This window comes from Paracoccus fistulariae, assembly GCF_028553785.1.
Classification (GTDB): domain Bacteria; phylum Pseudomonadota; class Alphaproteobacteria; order Rhodobacterales; family Rhodobacteraceae; genus Paracoccus; species Paracoccus fistulariae.
On the sequence record NZ_CP067136.1, the window covers coordinates 1,203,743 to 1,217,629 of the forward strand.

Annotated in this window: 17 protein-coding genes and 1 tRNA gene; 3 read left to right on the forward strand and 15 right to left on the reverse strand. The window is 62.4% G+C overall.

Translation table 11 applies throughout. The features are described 5' to 3' along the window. Positions 1-10: 10 nt before the first annotated feature. Genes JHX87_RS05950 through JHX87_RS05970 form a run of 5 tightly spaced genes read right to left on the reverse strand, consistent with a single transcriptional unit; the run spans position 11 to position 4,580 of the window. The gene (locus tag JHX87_RS05950; RefSeq protein ID WP_271883174.1) at positions 11-1,009 is read right to left on the reverse strand and encodes a branched-chain amino acid ABC transporter permease; all 999 of its coding nucleotides are present in this window, start codon (positions 1,007-1,009) and stop codon (positions 11-13) included. A gap of 1 nt (position 1,010) precedes the next feature. Then, positions 1,011-1,898 (reverse strand): branched-chain amino acid ABC transporter permease, encoded by an 888-nt coding sequence (locus JHX87_RS05955; protein ID WP_271883175.1) that lies wholly within the window; start codon positions 1,896-1,898, stop codon positions 1,011-1,013. A gap of 1 nt (position 1,899) precedes the next feature. Beyond that, a complete protein-coding gene (locus JHX87_RS05960; RefSeq protein WP_271883177.1) occupies positions 1,900-2,604 on the reverse strand; it encodes an ABC transporter ATP-binding protein in 705 nt (234 codons plus the stop codon). Further along, a complete protein-coding gene (locus JHX87_RS05965; RefSeq protein ID WP_271883179.1) occupies positions 2,601-3,377 on the reverse strand; it encodes an ABC transporter ATP-binding protein in 777 nt (258 codons plus the stop codon). The genes JHX87_RS05960 and JHX87_RS05965 overlap by 4 nt, the downstream gene beginning before the upstream one ends. A gap of 3 nt (positions 3,378-3,380) precedes the next feature. Then, the gene (locus JHX87_RS05970) at positions 3,381-4,580 is read right to left on the reverse strand and encodes an ABC transporter substrate-binding protein (RefSeq protein WP_271883181.1); all 1,200 of its coding nucleotides are present in this window, start codon (positions 4,578-4,580) and stop codon (positions 3,381-3,383) included. Between the two features lie 185 nt (positions 4,581-4,765). On the opposite strand from JHX87_RS05970, the gene JHX87_RS05975 reads away from it, so the two are divergent. Beyond that, positions 4,766-5,689, forward strand: a complete 924-nt coding sequence (locus JHX87_RS05975) for a LysR family transcriptional regulator (RefSeq protein WP_271883183.1) — start codon at positions 4,766-4,768, stop codon at positions 5,687-5,689. Positions 5,690-5,761: 72 nt separating this feature from the next. On the opposite strand, the gene JHX87_RS05980 is transcribed toward JHX87_RS05975, so the two are convergent. Continuing rightward, positions 5,762-6,073: an ETC complex I subunit gene (locus JHX87_RS05980; protein ID WP_271883185.1), complete on the reverse strand. Its 312-nt coding sequence runs from the start codon at positions 6,071-6,073 to the stop codon at positions 5,762-5,764. 126 nt (positions 6,074-6,199) lie between these two features. On the opposite strand from JHX87_RS05980, the gene JHX87_RS05985 reads away from it, so the two are divergent. Continuing rightward, positions 6,200-6,772, forward strand: a complete 573-nt coding sequence (locus JHX87_RS05985) for a superoxide dismutase family protein (protein ID WP_271883187.1) — start codon at positions 6,200-6,202, stop codon at positions 6,770-6,772. 39 nt (positions 6,773-6,811) lie between these two features. Here the strand turns inward: JHX87_RS05985 and JHX87_RS05990 are convergent, their stop codons facing one another. Next, a complete protein-coding gene (locus JHX87_RS05990) occupies positions 6,812-7,135 on the reverse strand; it encodes a hypothetical protein (RefSeq protein ID WP_271883189.1) in 324 nt (107 codons plus the stop codon). A 72-nt stretch (positions 7,136-7,207) separates the two neighbouring features. On the opposite strand from JHX87_RS05990, the gene JHX87_RS05995 reads away from it, so the two are divergent. Further along, complete coding sequence (locus JHX87_RS05995; protein ID WP_271883191.1) at positions 7,208-7,477, forward strand: I78 family peptidase inhibitor; 270 nt, start codon at positions 7,208-7,210, stop codon at positions 7,475-7,477. Positions 7,478-7,515: 38 nt separating this feature from the next. Here the strand turns inward: JHX87_RS05995 and uvrB are convergent, their stop codons facing one another. The 8 genes from uvrB to JHX87_RS06035 all read right to left on the reverse strand — a co-directional run bounded on the left by uvrB (position 7,516) and on the right by JHX87_RS06035 (position 13,783). Beyond that, positions 7,516-9,708 carry an excinuclease ABC subunit UvrB gene (gene uvrB / locus JHX87_RS06000; protein ID WP_271883193.1) on the reverse strand — a complete coding sequence of 731 codons (2,193 nt, stop codon included), beginning with the start codon at positions 9,706-9,708 and terminating at the stop codon, positions 7,516-7,518. A gap of 183 nt (positions 9,709-9,891) precedes the next feature. After that, a tRNA-Phe gene (locus JHX87_RS06005) sits at positions 9,892-9,967 on the reverse strand. 40 nt (positions 9,968-10,007) lie between these two features. Further along, the gene (locus JHX87_RS06010) at positions 10,008-10,214 is read right to left on the reverse strand and encodes a DNA gyrase inhibitor YacG (RefSeq protein WP_271883195.1); all 207 of its coding nucleotides are present in this window, start codon (positions 10,212-10,214) and stop codon (positions 10,008-10,010) included. Then, positions 10,214-11,269, reverse strand: coding sequence for a ribonuclease E/G (locus JHX87_RS06015; RefSeq protein ID WP_271883197.1), 1,056 nt, complete (start codon positions 11,267-11,269; stop codon positions 10,214-10,216). The genes JHX87_RS06010 and JHX87_RS06015 overlap by 1 nt, the downstream gene beginning before the upstream one ends. Beyond that, a complete protein-coding gene (locus JHX87_RS06020; RefSeq protein WP_271883199.1) occupies positions 11,266-11,850 on the reverse strand; it encodes a Maf family protein in 585 nt (194 codons plus the stop codon). The genes JHX87_RS06015 and JHX87_RS06020 overlap by 4 nt, the downstream gene beginning before the upstream one ends. Positions 11,851-11,890: 40 nt before the next feature. After that, complete coding sequence (infA, locus tag JHX87_RS06025; protein WP_010397442.1) at positions 11,891-12,109, reverse strand: translation initiation factor IF-1; 219 nt, start codon at positions 12,107-12,109, stop codon at positions 11,891-11,893. Between the two features lie 87 nt (positions 12,110-12,196). Then, positions 12,197-13,318 carry a FliM/FliN family flagellar motor C-terminal domain-containing protein gene (locus JHX87_RS06030; RefSeq protein ID WP_271883210.1) on the reverse strand — a complete coding sequence of 374 codons (1,122 nt, stop codon included), beginning with the start codon at positions 13,316-13,318 and terminating at the stop codon, positions 12,197-12,199. A 69-nt stretch (positions 13,319-13,387) separates the two neighbouring features. Further along, positions 13,388-13,783, reverse strand: coding sequence for a response regulator transcription factor (locus JHX87_RS06035; RefSeq protein WP_271883212.1), 396 nt, complete (start codon positions 13,781-13,783; stop codon positions 13,388-13,390). Positions 13,784-13,887: the final 104 nt, after the last annotated feature.

Below are 13,887 nucleotides of genomic sequence, written 5' to 3' on the forward strand. Positions count from 1 at the left end.
CTGCCCTCCGTCAGGATTCAGCGCGAAACCCCAGCTTGCGGCCCAGTTTCGAGGCGAAGAATTCGCCGATCAGGCCCCGGCGGAACAGCAGCACGCAGACCATGAAGACCAGCCCGGTGATGATCGTCACCGGAAAATCCGAGGTCGCCAGATAGTTTTGCAGCGTCACCACCAGCCCGGCGCCAAAGACCGGCCCCGCCAGGGTGCCGATCCCGCCCAGCAGGGTCATCAGGATCACCTCGCCCGACATCTGCCAGGCCACATCGGTCAGGGTCGCGAATTGAAAGACCAGCGCCTTGACGCTGCCCGCAAGCCCCGCCAGTGCCGCCGACATCACGAAGGCCCCCAGCTTGTAGCGCGCCACCGAATAGCCCAGCGAGATCGCCCTCTGTTCATTCTCGCGAATGGATTTCAGGATCATGCCGAAGGGCGAATTCACAAAGCGCCAGATGATCAGCAACCCGATCACAAAGACCGCCGCGACGAAGTAATACATGTTCATCGTCGATTGCAGGTCGATGATCCCGAACAGCATGCCGCGCGGCACCGACTGGATGCCATCCTCGCCATGGGTGAACCTGGCCTGCAGGCAGAAGAAGTAAAACATCTGCGCAAGCGCCAGCGTGATCATCGCGAAATAGATCCCCTGACGGCGGATCGCGATGGCACCGATGATCAGCCCCAGACCCGCCGCGCCCAGAACGCCCAGCAGGATGCCCGCCTCGGGCGGCCAGCCCCAGACCTTGACGGCATGGGCGGTGAAATAGGCTGCGCCTCCGAAGAAGGCGGCATGACCGAAGCTCAGCAACCCGGTATAGCCCAGAAGCAGGTTGAAGGCCGAGGCGAACAGCGCAAAGCACAGTAGCTTCATCAGGAAGATCGGGTACAGGAATTGCGGCGCGATCAGCAGCGCGGCCAGCCCGATCAGCAACAGGGCGCGCCGGATATTGACGGCCTGAGGGTGGATCGCGACCTCTTCGGTCGGGATGGTTTCGGATCCGGTCGACATCTCAGACATCCTTTCCGAACAGGCCCGCCGGGCGCAGGACCAGAACGATGGCCATGATCACGAAGATCACGATATTCGAGGCCTCGGGGTAGAACACCTTGGTCAGCCCCTCGATCACGCCCAGCATATAGCCGGTGACGATAGCGCCCAGGATAGAGCCCATGCCCCCCACCACGACCACCGCAAAGACGACGATGATCAGGTTCGTGCCCATCAGCGGGCTGACCTGATAGATCGGTGCCGCCAGCACGCCCGCGAATGCCGCCAGCCCGGCGCCAAGCGCATAGGTCAGGGTCAGAAGCAGCGGCACGTTCACGCCGAAGCTTTGCACCAGTGTCGGGTTTTCCGTTGCCGCGCGCAGATAGGCGCCCAGCTTGGTCTTTTCGATCATCAGCCAGACCGCCAGACAGACCGCCATCGAGGCAACCACGACCCAGCCACGATAGATCGGCAGGAACATGAAGCCCAGATTGACCGCGCCGCTCAGTTGCGGGGGCGGTGCATAGGGCTGACCGGATGCCCCGAAGAAATAGCGGAACGTCCCCTCGATCGTCAGCGCCAGACCAAAGGTGAATAGCAGCCCGTAAAGGTGATCCAGCTGGTACAGGCGCGACAGCATCGTGCGTTCGACGATGGCCGCGAAAAGCCCCACGATCAGCGGCGACAGGATCAGCGCCAGCCAGTAATTCACGCCGAAATTCGTCAGCAGCAACAGCGCGACGAAGGCGCCCAGCATATATTGCGCGCCATGGGCAAAGTTGATCACCCGAAGCAGGCCGAAAATCACCGCCAGACCAAGGCTGAGCAGCGCATAGAAAGACCCGTTGATCAGGCCGATCAGCAATTGCCCCATCAGCGCCTGAACGGGAATACCAAAGATCATCGTCATCCTAGACCCCCAATTCGCGATGCAGCATGTCCATCTGCTGCGGCAGGTCGGCCACCGGGAATTCCGCGATCATCTTGCCATGATCCATCAGATAGAAGCGGTCGGCGACCTTGGCTGCAAAGCGGAAATTCTGTTCGACCAGCACCACGGTCATGCCGCGCTGTTTCAACTGTTGCAGCACATCGCCAATGGCCTGAATGATCACCGGGGCCAGCCCCTCGGTCGGCTCGTCCAGCAGCAGGCAGCGCGCGCCGGTGCGCAGGATCCGGGCCATGGCCAGCATCTGCTGCTCGCCGCCGGACAGCTTGGTGCCGGGGCTGTTGCGGCGTTCGCGCAGGTTCGGAAACAGCTCGTAAATCTCGGCGACCGACATGCCGCCCTCGGCCACCTTGGGCGGCAGGGTCAGGTTTTCCTCGACCGAGAGGGTGGCAAAGATGCCGCGCTCTTCGGGGACGAAGCCCAGACCTGCGCGGGCCGTCTTGTGCAGCGGCACCGACATCATGTCCTGCCCCGCAAAGCTGATCTTGCCCTGACGCTTGCGCAAAATCCCCATGATCGTGCGCAGGGTGGTGGTCTTGCCCATGCCGTTGCGGCCCAGGATGCAGATCATCTCACCTTCGTTCACATGCAGATCCACGCCATGCAGGACATGGCTTTCGCCATACCAGGCCTGCAGCTTGGCGACATCCAGCAAAGGCGCACTCATTCTTCCGTCCCCATATAGGCTTCGCGCACGCGCGGATCGGCCGAGACCTGGGCATAATCGCCCTCGGCCAGGATCTCGCCCCGCTGCAGCACGGTGACATGGTCGCAGATATCGGCCACCACGCTAAGATTATGTTCCACCATCAGCACGGCGCGCTCGGTCGCGACATTGCGGATGATATCGGCCACCATCTGCACATCCTCTTGCCCCATGCCTGCCATCGGCTCATCCAGCAGCAGGACCTTGGGATCCAGCGCCAGCGTGGTCGCAATCTCCAGCACGCGCTTGCGGCCATAGGACAGATCGGCGGCGCGGTGATCGCGATATTCGGACAGGCCAAGCTGGTCGATCAGCTCATCCGCGCGCGCGTTCAGCCGGTCCAGCGCCGAAAGCGGCAGCCAGAACTGCGTGGCCAGCCCGGCCGGACGCTGCAAGGCGATCTTGACGTTCTCGCGCACCGTCAGATGCGGAAACACGGCCGAGATCTGGAACGACCGCACCAGCCCCATCCGCGCGACCCGGTCGGGCTTTGTCTTCGTGATATCCGTGCCCAGCAGGGTGATCCGGCCGCGCGTCGGTTGCAGGAACTTGGTCAGCAGGTTGAAGACCGTGGTCTTGCCCGCGCCATTCGGGCCGATCAGCGCATGGATCCGCGCATGTTCGACATCCAGATCGACGTCATTGACCGCCGTGAACCCTGAAAAATCCTTGCCAAGGCCACGGGCGGACAGAACCACCCGTGGCTTGGACTGCGTCGCAGCAGCTTGACCCATGACTTACTGGACCAGCGGGCAGCCGCTTTCGGCGGGATTGATATAGGCCTGATCGCCGGGAATGGTGGCGACGACGTTATAGTAATCCCAATCCTCGGCGATCTGGTCGGGGGCCTTCACCTCCATCAGATAAACGTCCGAGATCATGCGACCATTCGGCGCAACCTTGCCGTTTTCGGCAAACACGTCCTGAACCGGCAATTCGTGCAGCTTGGCCGCGACGGCCTCGGTCTCATCCGTGCCGGCGGCCTCGATGGCCTTCAGATAGGAGGTGACCGCGGAATAGGTGCCCGCGTGAACCATGTTCGGCATCACGCCGGTCCGCTCCATGAAACGCTTGCCGAATTCGGCGGTCTCTGGCGTGCGGTTCCAGTAGAAGCTTTCGGTCAGGTTCAGGCCCTGCGCAGCCTCGGCCCCCAGACCGTTCACCTCGGCAATGGTGAACAGCAGCGCGGCCAGCTTCTGCCCGCCCTGGGTGATGCCGAATTCCGCCGCCTGCTTGATCGAGTTCTGCGTGTCCAGACCTGCATTTGCCAGGCCGATGATCTTCGCGCCAGAGGCCTGCGCCTGCAGCAGGAAGGACGAGAAATCGGTGCTGGCCAGCGGATGGCGGACCGAGCCCAAGACCTTGCCGCCCTGCGAGGTGACGAAATTCGTGGTGTTTTCCTCCAGCGAATAGCCGAAGGCGTAATCGGCGGTCAGGAAATACCAGCTGTCGCCGCCCGCCTCGACCAGCGCGCCGCCGGTGCCGACGGCCAGCGCATGGGTGTCATAGGCCCAGTGAAAACCATAGGGCGAACATTGCGCGCCGGTCAGTTCCGTCGTCGCCGCGCCGGTATTGATGGTGATCTTCTTTTCATCCTTCGACAGCGCCTGCACCGCCAGCCCGACCGAGGATGAGGTCAGTTCCATGATCGAATCGACCTGTTCGGTATCGTACCATTGCCGCGCGATGTTCGAGGCGATGTCGGGCTTGTTCTGGTGATCGGCGGTGATCACCTCGATCGGGGCATCCAGCACGGTACCGCCGAAATCCTCGACCGCCATCCGCGCGGCCTCATAGGATGATTTACCGCCGAAATCGGCGTAAACGCCTGACTGATCGTTCAAAATACCGATCTTCACCACACCGTCCGAAATCTCGGCAAGCGCGGGCATGGCCGTCAGGCCGACCGCTGCGGTCGAAAGTAGAATCTTGCGCATATATTCCTCCCAAGGCGCGACCCTTCTGCCAGAAACACGGCGGATTCGGGCGGGATCGCTGGCCTGCTCCAAAAATAACGGACGACTCCTCTGCCTCCGATGCGGGAAGGATGGCCGCAAATTGGTTTTGACACAAGTGTTCAGATAAGAATAGCTTTACGCATCTATTGTACATTTATGAACAGATGACACAGCTTAGCTGGGATGACCTGCAATTCTTTCTGGCGGTGGTCCGCGACCGTCAACTGTCCCGCGCGGCGCGGCGGCTGGGCACCTCTCATGTCACGGTATCGCGCCGGATCGACCGGCTGGAACAGGCTCTGGGCACGCGCCTGTTCGAACGCCACCCGCGCGGCTATGAACTGACCCCGGCAGGCCAGCGGCTGATCGACACGGCCGAGCGGATGGAGGAAGCGGCCGAGGATATCCCGACGCACAGCAATCCGGGCGCCGATGCGATCAAGCCCTTTCGACTGTCCGCGCCAGAGGGCTTCGCCAAGCTGTTCTCGACCTGCATCCTGCCGGAATTGCTGGCCCGCTTTCCGCTGACATCGCCCGAACTGATCACCATGCCGCAGGTGCTGTCCCCTTCGCGGCGGGCGGCGGATATTTCCGTGACGCTGGATCCGGTCAGCAGCGGCCCCTATCGGTCCGAGCGAATGGCCGATTACACGCTGCACCTTTACGCGACCCGCGATTATCTGGACAGCGCCCCCGCCCTGACCTGCCGAGAGGATCTGCGAAATCACTGCATCATCGGCTATATCGAGGAGATGATCTTTGCCCCCGGTCTGGATTATCTGGGCGAGATCCATCCGGCGATCCGCGCCTCGATCACAAGCTCCAGCGTGTTCAACCAGCTTTCGGCGGTGCGCGGCGGGCTGGGCATCGGCGTCCTGCCCTTCTACATCGCCAATAAATATCCCGAATTGCAGATCATGCTGCCCGATCAGATCACCCTGACGCGAACCTATTGGCTGACCTGCCATCGCGATATCCGGCGGATGCGGCGCGAAAGAACGATGATCGAGTTTCTGATCGCGCAGGTTCAGTCACACGCGCCCCTGCTGATGCATCCCGCCGCACGGAAGGGCATGACGCAGCCCTAAGCACCGCGGACAGCAAAAGACCGCCCCGATATCATCAGGACGGCCCGAAAAGCGGTCAGATCCGCTGCGCGGTCAATGTGTCCAGGGCGCGCGACGGTCGGTGGCGAAATTTTCGCCATAGCCGCGCGGGCGGACATTGGCGGCGCGGGAATGCGGTTCCTGCACCACGTAATCCAGCCCCTTGTCGCGGGCGTAATCTTCGGCCTGCTTGCGCGTCTCGAACCGCAGGCGCACCTGGCTTTGGGTGTCGTCGCTGCTGGTCCAGCCCATCAGCGGGTCAATCTCTCGCGGATCAGCCGGCGGGTATTCCAGAACCCAGACCTTGGTCCGTGCCACGCCGGACTGCATCGCATTGCGGGCGGGCTGATAGATTCGAACGCGCATGGCTGTGACCTTTCCGGCTGGCTGGTGAAGGTTTATCGCCAATATGGCCATTCTGTTCAAGACCCTCTGGAACAGAGAACCGGCGTCGTGAGTTGGATTTATGTGCACAATTTGAAGGAGGATCCCATGATGACGCGCTTTGGCTTTGCTCTTGGACTGGCCCTGCTGGCCTCGCCGCTGATGGCGCAGGACACCGCGCCCGCCGATTCCGGCGCCGAGATGCCCGAACCGGCCGCCGCCCCGCAGCTTGAAGGACAGGTCCCGATGATCGCCGAGATCAAATCCGCGACCGGGGAAAGCCTTGGCACCGCGACGGTCAGCGATACCCCGTCCGGGCTTACGCTGGTCACAGTCGAACTGACCGGCGTTACGCCCGGCATTCACGGCTTGCACATCCATGAAACCGGCACCTGCACGCCACCTGATTTCAAATCGGCGGGCGGCCACCTGTCCGGGGACAAGGCGCATGGCGTCATGTCGCCCGAAGGGCCGCATCCCGGCGACATGCCCAATATCCATGTCCCCGAAAGCGGCGAACTGATGCTGGAATATTTTGCCTCGGGCCTGACCGAACAGATGATGGATGATGAGGATGGATCGGCCATCATCATCCACGAACAGCCCGATGATTATTTCGGCCAGCCTACCGGCCATGCCGGTGCGCGTCTGGGCTGTGGCACCTTCGCCGCCGCAGAATAAGCCGGACAACCAACCTGCGCCCCCTGCGGGCGCAGGCTGCTATTCGGGCAGATCGCCCACGCCATCGCCCAGCGTGAATGGCCCGGTCAGTTCGGCATCGCCGCGCTGCTTGTCATAGATGCAGACCATGACATCCTGCCCCTCGGCCCCGAAATTCACCGCGACCAGAGCGGCGCCATAGTTTTCCGAGCCGAAGGGATTCACATTCACCTGCACCTGCGCATTATCGGGCACCTCGACCAGATCCCGGCAGGCTGCGTCAACATCCTTGCGGAACTGGTCCCAGGCCTCGTCGCTGGACGCATGGGCCAGCGGCGCCAGACCCGCCGCGAACATCGCTGAAATCAGAACAAGCCGTTTCATCTTCGCCTCTTTCCTGTTTGTCAGGGAACGACTGACGCGTGTAAGCCGTTCTGGCAATAAACAGAGAGGTGAATGAAAATGTCATTCCTGTCGCGAATAATTGTTCCTCTGGTCGCAATCTCGGCGATTTCAGGCTGCAATTCGACCAGCTCCGTGCGCAGCTGCGCCGAGGCAAGGCAGCAGGTGCAGGTCGGGACGAATATCGGCGATATCACCCTGCCCAGCGGAATACCGACCCGGGTCATCTCTCCCGGCATGGCGATGACCGAAGATTACAGCCCCAACCGGCTGAACGTCTTTGTCGATGACAAGGGCTGGATCGCGCGCGTAACCTGCGGCTGATCAGCGCAGCCACCGCAACAAGGGACGGCCAGCGGCGATCAACCGCTGGACCGGCGCTTCGACCTTTTATTGCCGCCGCGCTGCCCGGCCCGACCGGCGGTGGATCGGCCCGACGACTTGACGGCAGCCTCGGCCGCGTCCTCGATCACCGATTGCCGGGCAAGCGGGTCGTCGGCAATCGCCAGATCGACCGCTTCCAGACGCTTCACCTCATCACGCAGTCGGGCGGCCTCTTCGAATTCCAGATTTTCGGCGGCCTTGCGCATCTGGCTGCGCAGCGCGTCAAGATGGGCGGCCAGGTTCGACCCGACCATCGGCTTGTCGATCTTGGTGGTGATCCGCGACTGGTCGGTATCGCCCTGCCACAGACCGGCCAGAACATCCTCGACATTCTTGCGCACCGTCTGCGGGGTGATGCCGTGCTCTTCGTTATAGGCCATCTGCTTCTGACGGCGCCGCTCTGTCTCGGCCATGGCGCGTTCCATGCTGCCGGTAATCTTGTCGGCATAGAGGATCACCCGGCCATCCGCATTCCGCGCCGCGCGCCCGATCGTCTGAATGAGCGAGGTTTCGCTGCGCAGGAAGCCCTCTTTATCCGCATCCAGAATCGCCACCAGCCCGCATTCCGGAATATCCAGCCCCTCGCGCAGCAGGTTGATCCCGACCAGAACATCAAAGGCCCCAAGGCGCAGGTCGCGCAGGATCTCGATCCGCTCGATCGTGTCGATATCGCTGTGCATATAGCGGACCTTGACGCCCTGTTCGTGCAGATATTCGGTCAGATCCTCGGCCATGCGCTTGGTCAGGGTCGTCACCAGCGTCCGCATTCCCGCCGCCGAGACCCGCCGCACCTCATCCAGCAGATCATCGACCTGCATCTCGACGGGGCGGATCTCGACCTGCGGATCCAGAAGGCCGGTGGGGCGGATCACCTGTTCGGTAAAGACACCGCCGGTCTGATCCATTTCCCAATTCGCGGGCGTCGCGCTGACGAAGACGGATTGCGGCCGCATCGCGTCCCATTCCTCGAATTTCAGCGGGCGGTTGTCCATGCAACTGGGCAGGCGGAAACCGTGCTCCGCCAGCGTGAATTTGCGCCGGAAGTCGCCGCGATACATGCCGCCGATCTGGGGCACGCTGACATGGGATTCATCGGCAAAGACGATGGCATTATCGGGGATGAATTCGAACAGGGTCGGCGGCGGCTCGCCCGGCGCGCGACCGGTCAGATAGCGGCTGTAATTCTCGATCCCGTTGCAGACGCCCGTGGCCTCCAGCATCTCCAGATCGAAATTGGTGCGCTGCTCCAGCCGCTGGGCTTCCAGCAGCTTGCCCTCTTCCTGCAACTGCTGCAGCCGTTGGGTCAGCTCCTTCCGGATGCCCTTGATCGCCTGCTGCATGGTCGGGCGCGGCGTCACGTAATGGCTGTTGGCATAGATACGGATCTGCTTGAAATTATCCGTCTTTTTCCCGGTCAGAGGGTCGAATTCCGTGATCGCCTCCAACTCGTTTCCGAAGAAATCAAAGCGCCAGGCGCGGTCTTCCAGGTGGGCGGGCCAGACTTCGACCAAATCGCCGCGCACGCGAAAGCAGCCGCGCTGGAATGCGCTGTCCAGCCGCCGGTATTGCTGCGCGACCAGTTGCCCCAGAAATTCGCGCTGATCATAGGATTGGCCGACGATCATGTCCTGCGTCATGGCCGAATAGGTCTCGACCGAGCCGATGCCATAGATGCAGCTGACCGAGGCCACGATGATCACATCGTCGCGTTCCAGCAGCGCGCGGGTGGCACTGTGGCGCATCCGGTCGATGGCCTCGTTGATCTGCGATTCCTTCTCGATATAGGTATCGCTGCGGGCGACATAGGCCTCGGGCTGGTAATAGTCGTAATAGCTGACGAAATATTCGACCGCGTTATCCGGAAAGAAGCCCTTGAATTCGCCGTATAATTGCGCTGCCAGGGTCTTGTTCGGGGCCAGGATGATGGCCGGGCGCTGTGTCTCTTCGATCACCTTGGCCATGGTGTAGGTTTTGCCGGTACCGGTGGCGCCCAGCAGAACCTGATCCCGCTCACCATCCCTGACGCCCTGCGCCAGTTCGGCAATCGCCGTCGGCTGATCGCCTGCGGGCTTGAATTCGCTGGCCATGACGAAGCGCTTGCCGCCCTCAAGCTTGGGGCGGGTGACCTCGTCAAAGCGATGAACCGGTGCGTTTGTGTTATTGTGACCCATGCGATCCAAGGTGGGTTTGCGGGGCGGAAAGTCAAGCCGGGCTGCTGACAGGACAGGTCAGCAGGCGACGGGTACGGTGTGTCGCCGAAAGGCGTGACAGCAATGCCCCCCTTGCGTCGCCCGTCGAAAACGCGCCAAGGCGGAAGCAAAAGGCGGCTGAACTATCGTGTCTGTCTGAAAAAGTGGTGCCCGGAGGCGGATTCGAACCACCGACACGCGGATTTTCAATCCGCTGCTCTACCAACTGAGCTATCCGGGCACTGGGGGAAGCATCTCTGCCGCCCTGCGTGGAGCGGTGTTTACGGGCGCTTCGCGCGACTGTCCAGCCCCAAATCGCTGTTTTTTATCTCTCGCTCTTCTTCATCCGAGGCGATCTCGTCCAGTGGCGCGCCGGGGATGACATAGTCGCCGCGCAGCCAGCGGGCCAGATCGACATCGGCGCAGCGTTTCGAACAGAAGGGGCGGTATTCCGGCTGGCTTTTCTTGTCGCAGATCGGGCAGGCCATCAGTCCTTTCCTTCCCCGGCAAAGAGACGCGCCAGGGCGACCCGGTCGCGCTTCTTGTTGATCTCGTAAAGTCCCATCGTGGTCCAGCCGACCAGCGAGGTCTCGGCGCTTTCGCCCTTGAATGCAGCCTTCAGAACCTGATCCAGCGTCGCGCGGTCACGCTTGGGCATGGGGGCGAAATCGACGACGATCTGCCCGCCCAGGCCACGCAAGCGCAATTGCCGCGGCAACTCGCGCGCCAGGGCGATATTCGCCTTGAGCGAGGCGGCAGGCGTCGTATCCGCGCCGGTATTGACGTCGATGGCGGTCAGCGCCCGGGTCGTCTCGATATAGGCGCTGGCGCCCTGCTGCAGATCGACGCGCGATGACAGCAGCGCGTCAATGGCATCGGTCACGCCGAACCGGTCAAAGCTGCCCTCGCCCTCTTCCACGGCATCCGGCGCGGGATCGGCCCAATCCATCCAGGCCTGCTCCCAGGCATCGGGGGCGTCCAGCAGCAGTTCGGCCTCACCCGTCGCTTCCGCGGTGATCTGGTCGGCCAGGTCCAGCAATTGCCGCAGTTCTTCGGCGATCTCGTCCAGATCAGCCGTTTCCGCCGCGCTGCGCATGACGATGCCATGGGCGCGCTCACCAAGCGCGTCTTGCCCAAGCTGCTGCAATTCGCTGCGCGTCTCGGCATCGCGGATACGGCGAGAGACATTTACACCCGGCGCCCCCGGCGTCACCAGGGCGCAACGGCCCCGAAAGGTCAGCCGCGGCGACAGCGGGATCGCCTTGCCTTCATCGGCTACGCCCGCGATCTGGACCAGCATGGGCTGACCCTCACGCACGCCGGACCGCTCTCGCAGGTAGCCGCGCTGGCCATCGGGAAGGCGGACGAATGCGCCGCCCTGCCCCTTCATCAGCCGCTCGACCACGCCGCGACAGATTGCAGCGGGACGCAGGGGCGCCAGCGCACCCGGATCAGCCATCAGATCGACAAGCTGACCGTCCACCATCAGCGCAGCGGCCTCGGCCCCGAACATATGCCCCAGAACGACCTGCCGTCCCTTCATGGCTGAACCTTCTTTCCAAAAATACCGGCAGAGGCCAGCATCGCCGCCGTTTCCGCAAGTGGCAGCCCCACCACCGATGAGAAAGAGCCCTGGATCCACGGGATAAAGGCGGCGGCGGCGCCCTGGATGGCATAGGCGCCGGCCTTGCCCTGCCAGTCGCCGATCTCCAGATAGCGTTCCAGTTCGGCGGCAGCGATCGGGCGCATGCGGACCTGCGTTTCCACCAGCCTCGCGCGCGAATCTCCGTCCCGGTGCAGGACGATCGCAGTCAGAACGCGATGCCTGCGGCCGGACATCAGCCGCATGAAACGCGCCGCCTCGTCGCGATCTTCCGGCTTTCCCAGAATACGGCGACCAAGCGCGACGGTGGTATCAGCGCACAGCAGGACCTCGCCCGGCTTCGCGCCCAGGGCTGCGGCCTTGGCCAGCGCGATGCGGCGGACATAGTCACGCGGCGCTTCGTCCTTGCGGGGGGTTTCGTCAATATCGGCGGCCCGCAATTCGTCAGGCGTAATGCCGATCTGCGCAAGCAACTGCAATCGCCGCGGGCTTGCAGATCCAAGGATCAGCCGCGGCGTCATGTCTTGCGATCGGGTTTTGACATCGGCAGAGGTGCCGACGTCACTTGAAGCGGTAATTGATCCGCCCCTTGGTCAGGTCATAGGTGTTCATTTCCACCTGAACCTTGTCACCGGCCAGAACACGGATGCGGTTCTTGCGCATCTTGCCCGCCATATGTGCGATGATTTCATGGCCGTTTTCAAGCTCGACCCGGAATGTCGCATTTGGCAGGAGTTCCTTCACGACGCCGGGAAATTCGAGCATTTCTTCCTTGGCCATGGTCGCTCCATACTAATCATCCCGCAGGATTCGGGACGCGGGTTAAATGCGACCAAGTCCGGAGAAATTCAAGAGGAAAGCACGACATCACCCATTTGATACCGCCTTTGGCACCGTTTGAGGCTGCGTTTCCACGATTTCAGAGCCGGGCATGGCATCGTTTCGGAACTCATCGGGGCCGAAAGCGTCATGCGGCAAAGGCTCGGTCGTGGGGGTGACGGGCGCGGGCTGAACAGGCTCGGCAGTGGTCGTGGCATCGCGGCCCAGGCGGATGGCGTGGCATCCCTCGGCCTCTCCGAACTTTCCGGTGGCAAGCAATTGCCCGTCCGTCGTCTCAAGCCGGGCGGCGGCGATGTTGACGCGCGGCAAAGGCAGGATCTTGCCCGGCTCCAGCCCGCGAAGATCCTTCAGCGAGACCTGACGACGAAACAGCACGCCGATCAGTTCAATGGGCGCTTCTTGCATCGCCTCCATCAAGACGCCCACATGCTGCGGGGCGGGGCGGGTGTCGGCGGCCGAAGCCCGCCCGGCTGTTTCGCTACGTGGCGCGGGCTGCGAGGGCAGGCTGCTGCCGTGAACATGCGGCAAGGCCATGAAAATGCGGGCCTCGCGGCCATCATTGCCGCCAAGACGCAGGCGGAAGTCCAGACTGCGATAGGGTTTCTCTTCCAGCATCAGGGCCAGCGGACGCGGGTCGTCCAGATGCGTCGCATAGCGATACCCGGCGAAATCCTCGCTGCCTTCGACGCCCATCATCTCGGTCGCCAGTTCGGTCAGCATGCCATTGACGAAATCCACGCAGAGCAGGGCATCGCTTCGGGTCAGCCTGCGCCGCTCGGCCGGGCGGGTGGTCACGCGGCCAAGCGCCTGGATCTCGATCAGCGCGGTGACCGTTTCGGGGCAAAGCGCCATGACGCCGACCGATTCACCCGGCCCCTGCACCATTGCCAGCAAGGCCGGATCCGGCAGCACCTCGGTGATTTCGGCCTGGGTCAATGCCCCTATGTCAATCGAGATCGGCTGCACGCCCAGCTGATACAAGCGTTCTGCCGCGCGGCCGACCGCCGTGGCGGCGGCCCGTGTCGGCGTCTGCACCACAGGCTGGGGGAATTGCGGCGGCCGGTCGCCATCCGACATCGCCTGTTCCCGCGCCGCGATCAAACGGCGAAGAACGCCGAGACTTTCCGATTGTTCAACCGCTGCCGTCATCAAGCCAAGTTCCGAATCACATCAACAAACCCTGATCCGTAACCTTGCAGATTTGGCTTTATGAAAGGTTTACGCCCGCCGTTCGACCACGCCTCCGGGCAGCATGCGATTGACCACCGCGCACAGATCCCGGCCCGCAAAGGGGCGCGGCAGAACCGCATCGGCATGGATCGCCTCGACCCGCTGGTTCTTGCCGCCCGTCAGCATCACGACAGGCGTCAGCGCCAGGCTGAGATCGCCGTCGCGCCGCAATTCGGACAGGATATCAACGCCGTCCTCTCTGGCCCCTGCCCTGCCTGAAGAGGTCAGATCAAGGATCACCAAACGCGGACGCACCTCGCGTATCACCTCAAGGCAGTCCTGCCCTTTGCGGTGAAACGCGACGTCCCAGCCGTGTCGCGACAGCACGATCTTGGCCATCTTGGCGACGTTTCGCCCGTTCTCAATCACGAGAATATCCAGCATTGCGCCCGTCAGCCTCCCCCAAAGCCATCACCGCAATAAGTAAAATTTTGCCGCAACAATATGATTTTACATAGACAAATGAATATCCCACAAAGGGGATAGGC

What these genes read in the sequence shown, in the direction of transcription:
- JHX87_RS05950 (WP_271883174.1), bottom strand. Translation starts at nt 1,009, where the DNA reads ATGTCGACCGGATCCGAAACCATCCCGACCGAAGAGGTCGCGATCCAC.
- JHX87_RS05955 (WP_271883175.1), bottom strand. Translation starts at nt 1,898, where the DNA reads ATGACGATGATCTTTGGTATTCCCGTTCAGGCGCTGATGGGGCAATTG.
- JHX87_RS05960 (WP_271883177.1), bottom strand. Translation starts at nt 2,604, where the DNA reads ATGAGTGCGCCTTTGCTGGATGTCGCCAAGCTGCAGGCCTGGTATGGC.
- JHX87_RS05965 (WP_271883179.1), bottom strand. Translation starts at nt 3,377, where the DNA reads ATGGGTCAAGCTGCTGCGACGCAGTCCAAGCCACGGGTGGTTCTGTCC.
- JHX87_RS05970 (WP_271883181.1), bottom strand. Translation starts at nt 4,580, where the DNA reads ATGCGCAAGATTCTACTTTCGACCGCAGCGGTCGGCCTGACGGCCATG.
- JHX87_RS05975 (WP_271883183.1), top strand. Translation starts at nt 4,766, where the DNA reads ATGACACAGCTTAGCTGGGATGACCTGCAATTCTTTCTGGCGGTGGTC.
- JHX87_RS05980 (WP_271883185.1), bottom strand. Translation starts at nt 6,073, where the DNA reads ATGCGCGTTCGAATCTATCAGCCCGCCCGCAATGCGATGCAGTCCGGC.
- JHX87_RS05985 (WP_271883187.1), top strand. Translation starts at nt 6,200, where the DNA reads ATGATGACGCGCTTTGGCTTTGCTCTTGGACTGGCCCTGCTGGCCTCG.
- JHX87_RS05990 (WP_271883189.1), bottom strand. Translation starts at nt 7,135, where the DNA reads ATGAAACGGCTTGTTCTGATTTCAGCGATGTTCGCGGCGGGTCTGGCG.
- JHX87_RS05995 (WP_271883191.1), top strand. Translation starts at nt 7,208, where the DNA reads ATGAAAATGTCATTCCTGTCGCGAATAATTGTTCCTCTGGTCGCAATC.
- uvrB (WP_271883193.1), bottom strand. Translation starts at nt 9,708, where the DNA reads ATGGGTCACAATAACACAAACGCACCGGTTCATCGCTTTGACGAGGTC.
- JHX87_RS06010 (WP_271883195.1), bottom strand. Translation starts at nt 10,214, where the DNA reads ATGGCCTGCCCGATCTGCGACAAGAAAAGCCAGCCGGAATACCGCCCC.
- JHX87_RS06015 (WP_271883197.1), bottom strand. Translation starts at nt 11,269, where the DNA reads ATGAAGGGACGGCAGGTCGTTCTGGGGCATATGTTCGGGGCCGAGGCC.
- JHX87_RS06020 (WP_271883199.1), bottom strand. Translation starts at nt 11,850, where the DNA reads ATGACGCCGCGGCTGATCCTTGGATCTGCAAGCCCGCGGCGATTGCAG.
- infA (WP_010397442.1), bottom strand. Translation starts at nt 12,109, where the DNA reads ATGGCCAAGGAAGAAATGCTCGAATTTCCCGGCGTCGTGAAGGAACTC.
- JHX87_RS06030 (WP_271883210.1), bottom strand. Translation starts at nt 13,318, where the DNA reads ATGACGGCAGCGGTTGAACAATCGGAAAGTCTCGGCGTTCTTCGCCGT.
- JHX87_RS06035 (WP_271883212.1), bottom strand. Translation starts at nt 13,783, where the DNA reads ATGCTGGATATTCTCGTGATTGAGAACGGGCGAAACGTCGCCAAGATG.